The sequence below is a fragment of the Streptomyces sp. NPDC002838 genome (assembly GCF_040295365.1).
Classification (GTDB): domain Bacteria; phylum Actinomycetota; class Actinomycetes; order Streptomycetales; family Streptomycetaceae; genus Streptomyces.
The window spans coordinates 13,426-27,839 of sequence record NZ_JBEOVF010000021.1; the positions used below are offsets into that span (position 1 = coordinate 13,426).

The following is a 14,414-nucleotide window of genomic DNA, read 5'->3' on the forward strand; positions in this document are numbered from 1 at the left end:
CTCTCACGTGCCACTTGAAAAGCCCGGGAGTCATCGGACCGACGAAAATCGTTCAAACCTGCGACCACTTCTCGTCAACTCTGTAAGGGTGGGTCAATGGAGACCCTTTACCGACGACTGCTCAAGCTGATGCCCCGTGTGGGCGTGCAGGTGACCGACCTCGGCCCCGGAACCGCGGTGGTCTCGCGGCGCGGCGGACGGGTCCGGACCCCTCTGGGACCGGGCACCGATCTGCTGAGCCGGGACGGCCGATACAAGGTGACCTCCGCCGCCCAGGACGCCTGGATCGTGGCGCGGGACAAGAAGGGAGCGTCCGGCGGACGGTTGCGTGACGTCCCCCTCGGCGACACCGGGGCGCGGCTCCTCGTCGACGGCGCGGCCGGGACGGACGAGCGCAAGCTGCAACTGGCGGCCGCCGAGTACCTCTGCCACCAGCACGTGGCCGCCATGCTCGACTTCTACGGCGTGAACTGCGTCTTCGACGTGGGCGCCAACACCGGGCAGTACGCCAAACGCCTGCGCCGCCTCGGCTACAAGGGCCGGATCGTCTCCTTCGAGCCCACCGCGGAGACCTTCGCCCGGCTGGCGAAGGCCGCCGAGAAGGACCCGGAGTGGCGGGTCTACCAGCTGGGCCTCGGCAGCGAGGACACCGTCAGCTCCATCCACGTGGGCTGGAAGACCATGAACTCGCTGCTGCCGCCCAGCGAGTACGGCCGTGACCGCTACCAGCGGTTCGCGACGACGCGTACCGAGGAGATCCAGATCCGGCGCCTGGACGGCGTGATGGAGAAGGCGCTCGACGGCATCGACGACCCGCGCCCGTTCCTCAAGATGGACACACAGGGCTACGACCTGGAGGTGTTCGCGGGCGCCGGGGAACGGATCGCGGACTTCGTCGGGATGCAGTCGGAGGTCGCCGTACTGCGGCTGTACGAGGGCAGCCCGGAGATGAACGACGCGATCGCCACGTACGAGAAGAGCGGCTTCGGGATCACCGGCATGTATCCGGTGACGCGTGAGGCGGCCACGGGCCGGGTCGTGGAGTTCGACTGCGTCCTGATGCGCGCCGGGGCCGCCCCCGCGACGGACTGAGCAGCCCCTAGGAGATGTGTTCCGTCTTGGCGGTCTCCTCCTGCTTCTTCGCCGCCCGCAGGCTGGTGAGCGTGGTGACCGCCAGGACGAGCACGATGAAGCCGAGCGAGAAGGGGATGCTGATCTCCGGGACGTGGACCCCGGACTCGTGCAGCGCGTGCAGGACCAGTTTGACGCCGATGAAGCCGAGGATGATCGACAGGCCGTAGCTGAGGTGGACGAGCTTCTTGAGCAGTCCGCCGATCAGGAAGTACAGCTGCCTGAGGCCCATCAGGGCGAAGGCGTTGGCGGTGAACACGATGTACGGGTCCTGGGTCAGCCCGTAGATGGCGGGGATGGAGTCCAGGGCGAACAGGACGTCGGTGGAGCCGATCGCGAGCATCACGACCAGCATCGGGGTCATGATCCGCTTGCCGTTCTCGGTGATGAACAGCTTGGTGCCGTGGTAGCGGTCGGCCACGCCGAAGCGCTGTTCCGCCATCTTCAGCAGCTTGTTCTCCTCGTACTCCTCGTCGTGGCCCTCCTTGCGGGCGTCCTGGACCAGCTTCCAGGCGGTCCAGATCAGGAAGGCGCCGAAGAGGTAGAACACCCACGAGAAGGCGGAGATGATCGCCGCACCGGCGGCGATGAAGCCCGCGCGCAGCACCAGGGCCATGATGACGCCGACCATCAGCACCCGCTGCTGGTACTGGGACGGCACCGCGAACTTCCCCATGATCAGGACGAATACGAAGAGGTTGTCGACGCTGAGCGACTTCTCGGTGATGTACCCGGCGAAGAACTCGCCGGTGGGCCCCGCTCCGCCGAAGAAGTACAGTCCGACCCCGAACACACAGGCCAGCACGACCCAGACGACCGTCCAGGTCCCCGCCTCTCTGATCGACACGTCATGGGGTTTTCTGCCGATGAAGAAGTCCGCGGCGACGAGCGCGCAGAGGGCCGCGACGGTCAGCAGCCATACGGTGACAGAGACGTTCACTGGTACTCCTGGTGCATGGGGGGCATCGACAGCGTCGTCGGGACCTTCGATGCCTTCCACTGACAGCAGGTGAAGAACAGGCCATGTCCTGGTAAAGAACAGCAGGTCACGCGCGGGCGTGGCCGGAAGCCGCCGGGTGCCACCCGCCGTACGGCGGGCAGGTTCCGCCGTACGGCGGCGCCCCGGACGGCGGCCGATACGCGAATCATGACGCCACGAGCCGCCGCACCCCGCGTGAGGAGAAACCCATGAGTCATGTCCCGCCCCCGTTCGACCCGGAGCTCGCCGCCGCCCTGGATCTCATCAAGGACGTACTGTCGCCCGGTCTCGCTCTGGACGAGATCGACGTCGTACGCCAGGGCCCGGCGATCCAGATGCTGGCCGATCTGGACCTGACCATGGGCGGATTCTTCGAGGTCGAGGACCGCACGGTGCCGGGGCCCGAGGACGCTCCCGAGATATCCCTGCTGATCTGCCGTCCCGCCGCCCCGCAGGCCGCCGGACCGCTGCCCGTCGTCTACCACGTGCACGGCGGCGGCATGATCCTCGGCAGCAACCGCGTCGGCGTGGACGGGCCCCTGGGCTGGGCGAAGGAGCTGGGAGCGGTCGTGGTGTCGGTGGAGTACCGGCTGGCGCCGGAGCATCCGTATCCCGCCCCGGTCGAGGACTGTTACGCCGGCCTCGTGTGGACGGCGGAGCACGCGACGGAGATCGGCGGTGACCCGGAGCGGATCGTCATCGCGGGCGCCAGCGCGGGCGGGGGCCTGTCGGCGGCGCTGGCCCTGCTCGCCCGGGACCGCAAGGGTCCGCGGCCGATCGGCCAGCTGCTGATGTGCCCGATGCTGGACGACCGCAACGACACCCCCTCCTCGCACCAGATGGCGGGCCTCGGCGTCTGGGACCGCACGGCGAACGAGACCGGCTGGACGGCGCTGCTCGGCGAGCGGCGCGGCGGCCCGGACGTGCCCGCGTACGCGGCACCGGCCCGGGCCGAGGACCTGTCCGGGCTGCCCCCGGCCTTCCTCGACGTGGGTTCCGCGGAGACCTTCCGGGACGAGGTCGTCGCCTACGCCTCACGGATCTGGCAGGCGGGCGGAGTGGCCGAGCTGCACGTTTGGCCGGGCGGCTTCCACGGCTTCGACGGCTTCGCCCCGCAGGCCGCTCTGTCGCAGGCGGCCCGGGCGGCTCAGCTGGAGTGGCTGCGCAGGCTGCTGGGCGACTGACCCCCATCCGGGGAGCCCCGCTCGGGTCCGGGGCGGGACGCCCTGCCGGAACGTTCCCGCCGGGCCCTGCTCGACGTGGGTCCCGCGGGGACCTTCCGGGACGAGGTCCGGGCGGCAGTGAGCGCGGCGCCACCGAGCTGCGCAGGTGGCCCGGCGGCCTCCACGGCTTCGGCCCGCACGCCGCCACTGTCACAGGCGGCCCGAGAAGCACGCTGAAGCAGTTGCGCAGATTGCTGGGGCGACTGACGACCCTCCCCGGAGAGCCCTGCCTCGGCCCCGGGACGGGACACCTGTCCGAACGTCCTCGCCGACCTGACTCGACTTGGGTCCCGCCGGCCTTTCGGGACCAGGTCGGGTAGCAGTGCGGGCGAGGGCCACCGAGCTGCACGTGGGCGACTGACGACCCTCCGGAAAGCCGTGCTTCGGTCGCCGGGACCGAGATGTCCGCCGGAACGTTCCCGCACCTCAGCGGGCCACCGCGCGCCAGGGCTCCCCGGACGGTGACCGCATGGCGCACCATGGGGCCTATGAAAGAGCTGGCCGGGCGCCTGACCGCGCTGGATCCGGACGCCGGTGCCGCCGTCCGGGTCATCGCCTACTTCGACCGACTGGCCGAGTCCCGGGCCGGTCTGGAGGCGCTGGTGCGCGGGGCCGCGGTGCTGGCCGGGGTGCCCGCCCGGCTGGTCGACGCCGAGCGGCGGGTGCACGTCCGTGTGGAGGCCGACGGCACGCGCCGGGACACCGACCTCCCGCCGGACCCCGCCTGGCCGTCCGCGCCCCTGGCACCGGGCGGGGCGCCCGCCCTGTGGCTGGAGCGGGCCGAGGCGGCGCCGAGCGTGGTCGACGCGGTGATCCTGGAGCGGGCCGTCGGCGCCGTGCGGCTCGTCCTCGACCGCACGCGGGGGCGGGCACCCGTCGACGATCCCGCACTGGTCGAGACGGTCCTGGACGCCACCGCACCGGAACCGGCCCGGCTGCACGCGGCCCGCAGGCTGGGCCTGGACATCACCGCCCCGGCGCGTGCCCTGGCCCCGCGCGACGGCCGGCCCCGGATCGTCCCCGCGCGCACCGACGCCGGGCCGCCCGCCGGTCGCCTGGGCGTCGGACCCGCCGTGCCGGTGCTCGACCTGCCGGGTTCCTGGGAGGCCGCCCGTACCGCCCTGCGGTTCACCGCGGAGGGCACCGCACAGGACCCCGGCCAACGCGTGGTGCACGCCGAGGAGCTCGGCGGCGTCGCCCTGCTGGCCGACCTCGTTGCACCCGGCGCCGAACCGCCGCCCGACGTCCGCGACCTCGAAGCGGCCGCCGCGGCCGCGCCCTGGCTGCTGTCCACCCTGCACGCCGTGGCGTCCACGGCGAGCCTGCGCGCGGCTGCCGCCGAGATCAACGTGCACCACTCCACGCTCCAGGACCGCCTGACCCACGCCGAGCACCTGCTCGGCTGGCCGGTGCGCACGCCCCAGGGCCGACTCAGACTGCAACTGGCCCTGACCATGCGGCACTTGGCGCTGCCGTAGCGGTCGGCTGTTGGATGGCCGAAACCGTCAGCGGAACTCGTGCACGACCTGGATCTCGCCGACGATGTGGGCGTTGAACTCGTCGAGGTCCTCGGCCGGCACCCACAGTTCGAGGATCGTCCGCCCGCCCGCCTGCTGGACGGGGTACCGGCTCAGGAACTCCGCGTCGGCCTCGAAGCGGGTGACGAAGCCGGCGCCGTCGTGCTTGACGTTCCAGTCCCGGGCGATCCGGACCGCGTAGTCCTCGTTGAGGACCGGGTAGAAGATCGGCTGGTCGGGCAGCCGCGGCGGCCAGGCGCGCCAGTTCAGCTCGCGGACCAGGTCCAGCTCCTTCGGCCCGGTGGGGCGCCAGAGGGTCGTGGTGGCTCGCCGGCCGGTCATGGGAATCGCTCTCCGTCCTGGTCCGGCCGCCGGTGCGGCCGATCGGGCACCGGACGATACCGGGGCACTCGCGCCTCGGCCACGAGGTTTCCAGGGGCCTAAGGCACCCAAGATGCTTGCATACGCGCAATAAGAGCAGGCGCCGGAAATTTCAGGGATGCCCTCCTGGAGGGCAGTCGCCTCGGGACGGAGGAGCAGGCCCCATCGGTGCCGTCGGCGTCGGCGGTGGCGCGCCCGAGCAGGATTACGGCTTCGCCGAGGCGGCCCTCGAAGCCCTGGGCAGCGGAAAGCACAGGTGAGAGGGCCGGGGCCGGCGTTGACAGGCTCTCGGATCCGGCCGTACAAATGGGCCGCATGAGCGCTCCGCAGCTCCAGCTGCCCCTGTCCGGGATCACGGTGGTCAGCCTGGAGCAGGCCGTGGCCGCTCCCTACGCCACCCGACAGCTCGCCGACCTCGGCGCCCGGGTGATCAAGGTGGAGCGGCCGGGCGAGGGAGACTTCGCACGCCGTTACGACACGACCGTCCACGGCCACTCCAGCTATTTCGTCTGGCTCAACCGGTCCAAGGAGTCCCTCACGCTGGACCTCAAGAACCCGCGGGGCCGCGAGATCCTGCACCAACTCCTGGGCGGCGCCGACGTGTTCGTCCAGAACCTCGCGCCGGGAGCGGCGGACCGGCTGGGCCTCGGCGTCGACGTCCTCACCGAGCGGTACGCGCGGCTGATTCCGTGCACGATCTCCGGGTACGGCACCTCCGGCCCGTGGGCCGACCGCAAGTCGTACGACCTGCTGGTGCAGTGCCAGACCGGCTTGGTGTCGCTGACCGGAACCGCCGAGGAGCCCGCCCGGGTCGGGATCTCCGTCGCCGACATCGCCGCGGGGATGTACGCCTACAGCGGTGTCCTCACGGCGCTGTACACGCGGGCCACCACCGGAACGGCGCACCCGGTGGAGGTGTCCCTGTTCGAGGCGCTGGCGGAGTGGATGGGCCAGCCCGCCTACTACACGCGGTACGGCGGCACCCAGCCCGCCCGCCTGGGCACCCAGCACGCGACCATCGCGCCGTACGGCGCCTACCCGGCCGCCGACGGCAAGGACGTGCTGTTCTCCATCCAGAACGAGCGCGAGTGGGTCGCCCTGTGCACCCGCTTCCTCGGCCGGCCGGAACTGGCCGACGACCCGCGCTTCGCCACCGGTTCCGACCGCGTCGCGCACCGCGAGGAGCTCAACGCCGTCGTCGCCGAACGCGTCGCCCGCTCCGATGCCGAGGAGGTCCTCAAGGACCTGGAGGGCATCGGCATCGCGTGCGCGGGCGTGAACGACATCACGGCGTTCCTCGACCATCCGGTTCTTGCCGCCCGCGACCGCTGGCGCGCTGTGGGCGTGCCCGGCGGCGCCATGGTGCAGGCGCTGCTTCCGCCGGCCGATCTGGCGGGACTGTCCGCCCGGATGGACCCCGTACCGGCGGTCGGCGAACACACCGCGGCGATCCTCGCGGAACTCGGCCGCAGCGACGACGACATCGAGGCGCTGCGCGCCGCCGCGGTGATCTGACCGCTTCGCGCGCGGGGGCCGGTCAGCCGACCATGTCCTGAGGGACCGTCAAGTCTTCGTGGGCGTACAGGCGGGCCAGGGCCGCCGGGTCTTCCTTGGCGCAGGAATCGGCCACGGTGTCGACGAGTTCGTCGTACTCGGGCCCCGTCCTGCCCTCGTAGGCCTCGGTCATACGGCCCCACTCGTCCCAGTTCAGCATCTCCCGTTTGCACAGCGCGGCCAGATCGCGAACGGCGTTGCCGCTGATCTCGGCGGGCCCCCAGGCGTGATCGGTGCCGGCGGTCCCGAACGTGTGCGGGTCGATCAGTCCGCGCCGGTACCGCAGCCACGCCTCGCCCCCGGTCAGGAACTCGCCCGGCGCGAGGTCGTCGGGGTGCGCGACGTAGTCCTTGTCCAGATGCTCGGTGTCGACGCGCACCCAACGGTGCTCCTCGGCGTTCCAGTACTCGGTGATCCAGTGGTCGAAGCCGCGCCCCTCCATGAAGTAGGTGCCGAAGCCGCAGCGGGCCCGGGAGGGAATCTGCCGGGCCCGCAGCAACGCGCAGGCGAGGGTGGCGAAATGGCGGCAGGTGCCCACCACCCTCTTCTCGGGCGTCCTGGCCCGGCGCAGCGGGGCGGGGTCGAGAGCGGTCAGTGCCGCGACCAGCTCGCTCACCGGGCGGATGTTCTTCTCCGCGATCCGGCTCTCCGGTACGCCGAGTCGGGTGGCGTCGTACGGCTGGACGAACAGCCGCCCTACGGCGGCGCAGATGCCGACCGGATCGTCCGGCAGCCCTTCCATCAGGTCCGACTGCTCGGTGCGGAGGCGGGTGAGAGGTCCGGGCCGGGAGTGGTTGAGCAGGTCATCGGTCATGGTCGGGGATAGTAGGGGGCCGGACTGACAACGCGGGCCGCTCGGTCGGCAGTTGGCCGTGCGGACGCTGACCGGCCAGGTCGCACACCTAGGGGCAGCCCTACCAGGGCAGTGGGCCGTCCGCGTCGAAGTAGCCCCCGGTCGGGCCGTCGGCGCCCAACTGGGCCATGCGCACGATGATCTCGGCGCCCTCCTCGACGGTCAGCGTGCCCGTGTTGCCGTTCAGGTCCGTGGCGGTGAAGCCGGGCTCCACGGCGTTGATGCGCATGGCCGGGAACGCCTTCGCGTACTGCACGGTGATCAGGTTGACCGTGGCCTTGGAGGCCGGGTAGGCGACGCCCGGGTAGGCGTACGCCGGTGCGCTCGGGTCGGAGACCGCGGTCAGCGAGGCCAGGCCGCTGCTGACGTTGACCACGACCGGCGCCGCCGAACGCCGCAGCAGCGGCAGCGGCAGGAACGCGTGGGTGACGCGGACCACGCCGAAGACGTTCGTGTCGAAGACCGTCCGCATCAGGTCGGCGGTCACATCGGCGGCGCCGATCACGGTGTTGCCCTCTCCCCTCGCCTCGATTCCGGCGTTGTTGACCAGGACGTCGAGACCCCCGTCGGCCTCGACGCTCTTCGCCGCGGCCTCGACGGAGGCGTCGTCGGTGACGTCGAGGTGGATGAACCGGGCGCCGAGTCGTTCGGCGGCCCGGCGACCGCGCTCGGCGTTCCGGCTTCCGACGTAGACGGTGTGACCTGCTGCGACCAGTCGGCGGGCGGTCTCGAAGCCCAGCCCCTTGTTCGCTCCGGTGATCAGTGTTGTCGTCATGCCCCGAGCCTCCGGCACTGCGACGCGATCAGCCAGGAGACCCTTCTTCCTGGGACTGCGGGTACCAGGCACATGCCCGGTGGACGGTGTTCACTGGGGGCATGACGGCGACGGAACTCGGACGGGCGCTGCGGCGCTGGCGCGACCGGGTGGCCCCCGAGACGGCCGGACTGCCCACCGGCGGCCACCGGCGTGCGGCCGGACTGCGGCGCGAGGAACTGGCCCTGCTGGCCGGGATCTCCGCCGACTACGTCACCCGCCTCGAACAGGGCCGGGCGACGAACCCGTCCGGGCAGGTCGTCGAGGCCCTGGGCCGGGCCCTGCGGCTGTCGGGGGACGAGCGGGTCCATCTGTTCCGGCTGGCCGGGCTGGTCCCGCCGGGTCCGGAAACCGTGCCCGGATACATCACGCCCAGCGTCCAACGGCTGCTGGACCGGCTGGTGGACACCCCCGTCGGTGTCACCGACGCGGCCACGACCCTGCTCCTGGCCAACCCGATGTACGCGGCACTGATGGGCGATCCGTCCGGCCGGCGCGGCTTCGAACGCAACGGCGTGTGGCGCAACTTCCACGGCGCGCCCACCCGGGTGCGGCACACACCGGAAGAACAGCGGGCCTTCGAGGTCGGCATGGTCGCCGAACTGCGCGCGACCGCCGCCCGCTATCCCGCCGACAAGGAACTGCGGCGCCTGATCGCCGAGTTGCGCACCACCAGCGAGCGGTTCGCTGAACTGTGGGACGCGGGCGTCGTCGGCCGGCTCGAGTCGTCGCGCAAGACGATCGAGCACCCGCACGTGGGCACACTGACGCTGGACTGCGACCTGCTCCGCGTGGCGGGCAGCGACCTGCACGTCCTGGTCTACACGGCCGAGCCCGGCACCGAGGACGCCGAGCGACTGGAGCTGCTCGCCGTCCTCGGCACCCAGACGCTCGTCGGCTAGGGCCTGTCCGGCGGATCAGGTCGCAAGAAATCGGCGGCGCCTCATCAGCGCCGGTGAGCGGGGTCTGGTGCGTCCAGCCGCAAGGCGGAGGAGGGCGGCGACGCGATGGGGGTGCCCCCGCGCGAGGTTGTTCGAGCGGGGGGAGTCGGCAACCGACCACAACGCCGCAGATGGGCGTGCCAGACCCCGCGTCTGCGGCATGATCCGCCGGACAGGCCCTAAGACCGTTCCTCCGCGAGGACCTTGACGTCCCAGGCCCCCAGGGGGACCTCGTCGGCATACGTGGCATCCGACAGCACGTCCCGTACGGCAGCCGGAACGGGCACCGTCACCGGCTCCCACGACCAGTTGTGCAGGAAGCGGACGCGGCGGCCCTCCCGTGCGGTGGCCGTGGTCGAGGTGACGCTCGGGTGGGCGGGACGCCAGGTGTCGGCCGGGGCGGCCCACTCCAGCAGGGCGCGGGCGAAGGCGGGATCGGGGACGGTGCCGACGTAGGTGATCCGGCCGGTGCCGTGCCGGTGCGTGGTGGCGGCGGGCCAGCGGCCGAAGTGCGGGTGCTGGTGCATCATGAAGATCCCGAACGCGGGCGCCACCCAGGGCACGATCAGCGCGAACCACGGGCTGCCCAGGCCGGTCTTGACCAGGATCACGAACAGCGGCACGAGGATCACCGCGAACGGGATGGACAGCGAGCTGAACATCACGCCGAACAGCAGCCGCTTGCCGGCGAAGCGGAACTTGGCGAAGCCGTAGCCGGCCAGCGCGCAGACGAAGACGGACACGGTGGTGGCGACGACGGCGACCACCGTGCTCATCAGGAACCAGCGCCAGAACGGCTGCCCGGAGAACAGGCGCTGGTAGTTGTCGAGGGTGAACGGGTCGGGGATCGGCTGCGGCGGGTAGGCGAAGATGTCGCCGCGCGGCTTGAACGAGCCGCTCAGCGCCCACAGCAGCGGGGCGAGGAAGGCGAGGAACAGCAGGACCAGTACGCCGTAGAGAGGCACACGTGTGCGCATCATGAGGCGGCCCTCCCGATGCCGAGGAGACGGTTGAAGAGCTGGCTGAGGCCGAAGACGAGGACGAACAGGACGACGGCGGCCGCGGCGGCGTACCCGAACTGCTGGCGCTGGAAGGCGGCCCGGTAGATGAACATCGTCACCGAGAGGGTGGACTCCGCCGGTCCGCCGCCGGTCAGCAGGTACGGCTCCTCGAAGATCTGGGCCGCGCCGATGAAGGAGGTGACGACGACGAACGCCGTCACCGGCTTCAGCGCCGGAAGGGTGACGGTGGTGAAGACGCGCAGGCGTCCGGCGCCGTCGATCGCGGCGGCCTCGTACAACTCCCTCGGCACGTTCTGGAGTCCGGCGAGGAAGAAGACGGTGAGGTAGCCGGTCCAGCGCCACAGCATGACCAGCGCGATGCTCACCTTGGCCAGACTCGGGTCGCCGAGCCAGTCGACGCCGCCGGTGCCGAACAGGGCGCGCAGCACCGAGTTGATGAGGCCGAACTGCCGGTCGAACAGCAGGCCGAAGATGAGCGCGACGAGGATCGGGGAGACGACGATCGGCACGAAGTAGGCGGTGCGCCACAGATCGCGGGCGCGCAGGCCACGGGTGTTGAGGGCCTGGGCGATCAGCAGGGCCAGCGGGACGACGACGCAGACCGCGACGAGCACGAAGACGGCGGTGTTGCCGAGGGCCCGGTGGAAGCTGATGTCGGTGAGCAGAAGGCGGTAGTTGCGCAGGCCCACCCAGTGCGGGGTACCGAGGCCGACCCATTCGGTCAGGCTCAGCCACAGCGAGACCGCGACCGGGACCGGGACCAGCATGAACAGGACGTAGAGGAGATAGAAGGGCGAGATGAAGAGGTACGGCGCCCAGGGCTTGCGCGGGCGGTGTGCGGTGCCGGCCGGGCCCGTGCCCTCGTCGGCTGTGCGGGCCGGGCCCGCGATGGCGGTGGTCATGGGGTCCTCCTAGCGGCCGGCCTGGTCGCGGTAGTCGGCTGCGGTCTGCTTCAGCGCCTGGCGCGGGGTGATATCGCCGCGGTAGGCGCGCAGGAGGTTGCCGGCGAGGACGTCCAAGAGGATCGACTGGTCGGGGCTCTGGTAGAAGGGCGGCACGTCCGCCAGCAGCGAGCGGTAGAGGCGGAAGAGCCGCTGCCCGCCGCAGAAGTCGTCCTTCGTGGCGTTGAGCCCGGGATCCTCGTACACGGAGCGGCGGGTGGGCAGATAGCCGGTCTCGGTGAAGCGGCGTACCTGACCCTCGTGGGTGAGCCAGGTGTTGAACAGGAAGTCGATGGCCGCCTGGGTGTTCGCCTTGTCCTTGATGACGCCGAAGCCGGTGCCGCCCAGCGCGGCCGTCACCCCGCCGCCCTTCGCGAACCGGGGCAGGGCTCGTACCCGCCACTTCCCCTTCTGCTCCGGCACGTTGGCGACCAGGCCGTAGTTCTTGTACCAGATGGCCATGGGCAGGCCGATGACCTTGTTGCCCTTGAGGGCGGCCTGCATCGCGGCCCCGTAGTAGTCGGAGATGTCGATGACGAAGCCGGTGCGCAGCCCCTCGCACAGGAAGCGCAGCACCTCCTCGGCCTCCGGCGACTCGAGCACCAGGTTCTCGTCGGCGTCGAAGAAGGCGCCGCCGCGCTGGTAGAGCAGCATCTGGAAGGACTGCACGATCTGTCCGGGGTCGCTGCCCAGGGTGGAGACGACGCACAGCGAGGCGCCGTGGTCCTTGTACACGCGGGCGCCGAGGTCGGCGAACTCCTCCCAGGTCTCGGTGTCCTTCGGGAGGTTCCACCGGGTGAACAGGTCGTCGCGGTAGTAGTGGACGACCATCGGGGTGTCCGAGTCGAGGGCGTAGACCTTGCCGTCCTTGCTGTAGGGGGCGATGCGGGCGGGCAGCAGGTCGTCCTCGAGACCGGGTACGGCGGCGATGTCCGGGGTGAGGTCGTGCAGCAGGCGCGGGGCGATGTCGCCGCGCAGCATGCGCGGGAAGCTGCCGATCTCGAAGCCGACCATGTCAGGTGTGCCGCGTCCGGCAACCGCCTGGGCGAGCAGCTTGGTGACCAGGTCGGGCGGGCCGGCGCGGGTGATCCTCAGGTGGTAGCGGAAGTCGGTGAGCCGGTCGGCCTCCGGGATGCCCTTGCGGAAGAAGGCCTCGTATCCGGGGTCATGGGTCCACAGGGAGAGCGTCACGTCCCCCGAGGTGCGGGTGGTGGTGCTTTCGCCTCCGCAGGCGGCCAGTGCGGCGGTCGCGCCGAGGCCGAGGGCGCCGCGCAGCAGGGCCCGCCGGGGCGGATGCGGTGGGAATACGGCTGGTGCTGAGGTGTACACACGTGACTCCTCACGCGGTGCGGCTACGGGGTACGCGTGCGGCGGCCGTCCCGGGCGGCGCACGCGGCAGGGCGGACCGGGCCTGCGGCGGGTGCCGCGGGCCGTGCCGCCGACGGTTCAGCGGTAGGAGGGGCGGGTGGGGTTCAGCCCAGTGGGGTCAGCGCGGGGGTGGGACCGGGTCGCGTACCGGCCCGGTGGAGGACCGTACGGTCAACTCGGCTGCGGGGTCGGCCTGTTCGGCCGGGCCGGGGCGGCCCTCGATCATGGCGATCAGCACGTCCACGGCTCGTTCGGCGACAGCCGTGAAGTTCTGTCGGACGGTGGTCAGGGGTGGTGAGAGATAGGCGGCGGCGGGGATGTCGTCGTAGCCGACGACGCTGATGTCGCCGGGGACGGACAGGCCCGCCTCGGCGAACGCCCGCAGTGCGCCGAGCGCCATGTCGTCGTTGGCGGCGAACACGGCGGTGACGTCGGAGAGTTGGGCCAGTTGCCGGCCGGCCGCGTATCCGGAGGCCGGACTCCAGTCGCCCTCGACCGGCAGCGGCGGCTCGGGGGCGCCGGCGGCGGCGAGCGCCTCGCGCCAGCCGCGGGCCCGGTCGCGGGCGGCCCACCAGTCGTGCGGGCCGGGGATGTGCCAGACGGTTCGGTGGCCCAGCGAGAGCAGATGCTCGGTGGCCGTCCGGGCGGCGGCGACCCCGTCGGCGCCGACGACGGCGCCCAGTCCGTGGGTGAGCTCCACGCCCTCGCCGAGGCTGACCACCGGCACGTCCCCGCCGCGAGGCCCGGTACTCACCGGCCGGATCGCCTCGCCGGCGGGGCGACTTGACGGAGCGTCAGAGACCGTAGCGGCTCTTCAGATGGCGCCAGAAGTCACGGAACATCCACTTGTCGAACTCCGTGATCTGAGCAGCGCTGCCCGCCTTCATCAGGAAGCAGCACTGGCCGGTCGGAGTCCAGTCGTAGAAGTCGTCGAGGCCGAAGGTGTGGCCGACTTCGTGCAGGTAGATGTGGATGTTCTCCTGGTTCAGCGCGCCGGTGAAGTACTCCTGGCCGACCCGCTGGCCCCAGTCGCCGCCGGCGCCGCCCTGGAATCCCTTCGTCAGCCACAGCGACTGGTCGTAGTGGCGGGCCGCACCGCCCGGGCACTTCGAATAGTTGCCGTCCTGGTGGAAGAAGCGGCCGCAGTCCGGGGAACACTGCGGGGCGCCGCCGCCGTCGAGGTTTCCGGCGTAGATGTCGACGGAGTTGTCGGTCCATTGCAGGGTGGAGCGGTTCTTCACCGCCCAGCCGACGATGTTGACCGGCACGGTGGTGTACGGCCAGGCGTTGTGCCCCTTGCCGCCCTCCACCATGGCCGCCGTCCACTTCCCGAACTGCTTCTTCAGCGCCGCGTGGATCCGGTCGCGCAGGGCGAGGCTGACCGGCGCGTCGGACTCCCAGCGGACGCAGTAGTTGACGCTGCCCTTGTTGGCCATGATCTGGTCCCAGCCGTAGTTCCGGAAGCCGTAGAGATCCGGGTAGGTCGACTCGACGTGGTTCCAGACCTCGTTCAGTGGCTGGGCCAGATTGGCGGGCGGATTCCACTCATCGGCGGCCTGCGCCGGGGACGCCGCCAGGCCGGGTCCGGCGACCAGCACGGCCAGCGCGGCGAGGACGGCGGCCAGGCGCGCGAATAAGGTGCGCATGGTGAACTCCCTTGGTGGGGGACGGGATTCCACCCACTGGTCGC

At 71.1% G+C, this 14,414-nt stretch carries 15 protein-coding genes; 5 read left to right on the plus strand and 10 right to left on the minus strand.

The genetic code is table 11. The features are described from left to right. The first annotated feature begins 96 nt into the window (after positions 1-96). On the plus strand, positions 97-1,092 hold the full coding sequence (locus ABT063_RS25475) for an FkbM family methyltransferase (protein ID WP_351060589.1): 996 nt from the start codon (positions 97-99) through the stop codon (positions 1,090-1,092). Between the two features lie 7 nt (positions 1,093-1,099). On the opposite strand, the gene ABT063_RS25480 is transcribed toward ABT063_RS25475, so the two are convergent. After that, a complete protein-coding gene (locus ABT063_RS25480; RefSeq protein WP_351060592.1) occupies positions 1,100-2,071 on the minus strand; it encodes a TerC family protein in 972 nt (323 codons plus the stop codon). Beyond that, positions 2,068-2,280 carry a hypothetical protein gene (locus ABT063_RS25485; protein WP_351060595.1) on the minus strand — a complete coding sequence of 71 codons (213 nt, stop codon included), beginning with the start codon at positions 2,278-2,280 and terminating at the stop codon, positions 2,068-2,070. The genes ABT063_RS25480 and ABT063_RS25485 overlap by 4 nt, the downstream gene beginning before the upstream one ends. A 39-nt stretch (positions 2,281-2,319) precedes the next feature. Here ABT063_RS25485 and ABT063_RS25490 point away from each other — a divergent pair, with 39 nt between their 5' ends. Next, on the plus strand, positions 2,320-3,294 hold the full coding sequence (locus ABT063_RS25490; protein ID WP_351060598.1) for an alpha/beta hydrolase: 975 nt from the start codon (positions 2,320-2,322) through the stop codon (positions 3,292-3,294). A gap of 527 nt (positions 3,295-3,821) precedes the next feature. After that, positions 3,822-4,811 carry a helix-turn-helix domain-containing protein gene (locus ABT063_RS25495; RefSeq protein ID WP_351060601.1) on the plus strand — a complete coding sequence of 330 codons (990 nt, stop codon included), beginning with the start codon at positions 3,822-3,824 and terminating at the stop codon, positions 4,809-4,811. A 27-nt stretch (positions 4,812-4,838) separates the two neighbouring features. Here the strand turns inward: ABT063_RS25495 and ABT063_RS25500 are convergent, their stop codons facing one another. Next, positions 4,839-5,192: a hypothetical protein gene (locus tag ABT063_RS25500; RefSeq protein ID WP_351060604.1), complete on the minus strand. Its 354-nt coding sequence runs from the start codon at positions 5,190-5,192 to the stop codon at positions 4,839-4,841. Between the two features lie 354 nt (positions 5,193-5,546). On the opposite strand from ABT063_RS25500, the gene ABT063_RS25505 reads away from it, so the two are divergent. Continuing rightward, the gene (locus ABT063_RS25505; protein WP_351060607.1) at positions 5,547-6,746 is read left to right on the plus strand and encodes a CaiB/BaiF CoA transferase family protein; all 1,200 of its coding nucleotides are present in this window, start codon (positions 5,547-5,549) and stop codon (positions 6,744-6,746) included. A gap of 22 nt (positions 6,747-6,768) precedes the next feature. Here ABT063_RS25505 and ABT063_RS25510 read toward each other — a convergent pair whose 3' ends face one another. Next, on the minus strand, positions 6,769-7,599 hold the full coding sequence (locus ABT063_RS25510) for a transglutaminase-like domain-containing protein (RefSeq protein ID WP_351060610.1): 831 nt from the start codon (positions 7,597-7,599) through the stop codon (positions 6,769-6,771). Positions 7,600-7,699: 100 nt separating this feature from the next. Further along, positions 7,700-8,413, minus strand: a complete 714-nt coding sequence (locus ABT063_RS25515) for an SDR family NAD(P)-dependent oxidoreductase (protein WP_351060613.1) — start codon at positions 8,411-8,413, stop codon at positions 7,700-7,702. Positions 8,414-8,514: 101 nt separating this feature from the next. Here ABT063_RS25515 and ABT063_RS25520 point away from each other — a divergent pair, with 101 nt between their 5' ends. Continuing rightward, positions 8,515-9,354, plus strand: coding sequence for a helix-turn-helix transcriptional regulator (locus tag ABT063_RS25520; RefSeq protein WP_351060615.1), 840 nt, complete (start codon positions 8,515-8,517; stop codon positions 9,352-9,354). Between the two features lie 218 nt (positions 9,355-9,572). Here the strand turns inward: ABT063_RS25520 and ABT063_RS25525 are convergent, their stop codons facing one another. The 5 genes from ABT063_RS25525 to ABT063_RS25545 all read right to left on the minus strand — a co-directional run bounded on the left by ABT063_RS25525 (position 9,573) and on the right by ABT063_RS25545 (position 14,370). Next, the gene (locus ABT063_RS25525) at positions 9,573-10,373 is read right to left on the minus strand and encodes a Beta-galactosidase C-terminal domain (protein ID WP_351060618.1); all 801 of its coding nucleotides are present in this window, start codon (positions 10,371-10,373) and stop codon (positions 9,573-9,575) included. Continuing rightward, complete coding sequence (locus tag ABT063_RS25530; RefSeq protein ID WP_351060621.1) at positions 10,370-11,317, minus strand: carbohydrate ABC transporter permease; 948 nt, start codon at positions 11,315-11,317, stop codon at positions 10,370-10,372. Before ABT063_RS25530 ends, ABT063_RS25525 begins: the two co-directional genes overlap by 4 nt. Before the next feature lie 9 nt (positions 11,318-11,326). Then, positions 11,327-12,685, minus strand: a complete 1,359-nt coding sequence (locus ABT063_RS25535) for an ABC transporter substrate-binding protein (RefSeq protein WP_351060624.1) — start codon at positions 12,683-12,685, stop codon at positions 11,327-11,329. 157 nt (positions 12,686-12,842) lie between these two features. Beyond that, complete coding sequence (locus ABT063_RS25540) at positions 12,843-13,478, minus strand: substrate-binding domain-containing protein (protein WP_502990881.1); 636 nt, start codon at positions 13,476-13,478, stop codon at positions 12,843-12,845. 40 nt (positions 13,479-13,518) lie between these two features. Then, on the minus strand, positions 13,519-14,370 hold the full coding sequence (locus ABT063_RS25545) for a hypothetical protein (protein WP_351060627.1): 852 nt from the start codon (positions 14,368-14,370) through the stop codon (positions 13,519-13,521). Positions 14,371-14,414 lie beyond the last annotated feature (44 nt).

Excerpts from the sequence above, each read along its gene's own strand:
- ABT063_RS25510 (WP_351060610.1), bottom strand. The coding sequence starts at position 7,599 with ATGACCGATGACCTGCTCAACCACTCCCGGCCCGGACCTCTCACCCGC.
- ABT063_RS25485 (WP_351060595.1), bottom strand. The coding sequence starts at position 2,280 with ATGATTCGCGTATCGGCCGCCGTCCGGGGCGCCGCCGTACGGCGGAAC.
- ABT063_RS25475 (WP_351060589.1), top strand. The coding sequence starts at position 97 with ATGGAGACCCTTTACCGACGACTGCTCAAGCTGATGCCCCGTGTGGGC.
- ABT063_RS25525 (WP_351060618.1), bottom strand. The coding sequence starts at position 10,373 with ATGATGCGCACACGTGTGCCTCTCTACGGCGTACTGGTCCTGCTGTTC.
- ABT063_RS25530 (WP_351060621.1), bottom strand. The coding sequence starts at position 11,317 with ATGACCACCGCCATCGCGGGCCCGGCCCGCACAGCCGACGAGGGCACG.
- ABT063_RS25515 (WP_351060613.1), bottom strand. The coding sequence starts at position 8,413 with ATGACGACAACACTGATCACCGGAGCGAACAAGGGGCTGGGCTTCGAG.
- ABT063_RS25545 (WP_351060627.1), bottom strand. The coding sequence starts at position 14,370 with ATGCGCACCTTATTCGCGCGCCTGGCCGCCGTCCTCGCCGCGCTGGCC.
- ABT063_RS25500 (WP_351060604.1), bottom strand. The coding sequence starts at position 5,192 with ATGACCGGCCGGCGAGCCACCACGACCCTCTGGCGCCCCACCGGGCCG.
- ABT063_RS25520 (WP_351060615.1), top strand. The coding sequence starts at position 8,515 with ATGACGGCGACGGAACTCGGACGGGCGCTGCGGCGCTGGCGCGACCGG.
- ABT063_RS25505 (WP_351060607.1), top strand. The coding sequence starts at position 5,547 with ATGAGCGCTCCGCAGCTCCAGCTGCCCCTGTCCGGGATCACGGTGGTC.
- ABT063_RS25495 (WP_351060601.1), top strand. The coding sequence starts at position 3,822 with ATGAAAGAGCTGGCCGGGCGCCTGACCGCGCTGGATCCGGACGCCGGT.
- ABT063_RS25490 (WP_351060598.1), top strand. The coding sequence starts at position 2,320 with ATGAGTCATGTCCCGCCCCCGTTCGACCCGGAGCTCGCCGCCGCCCTG.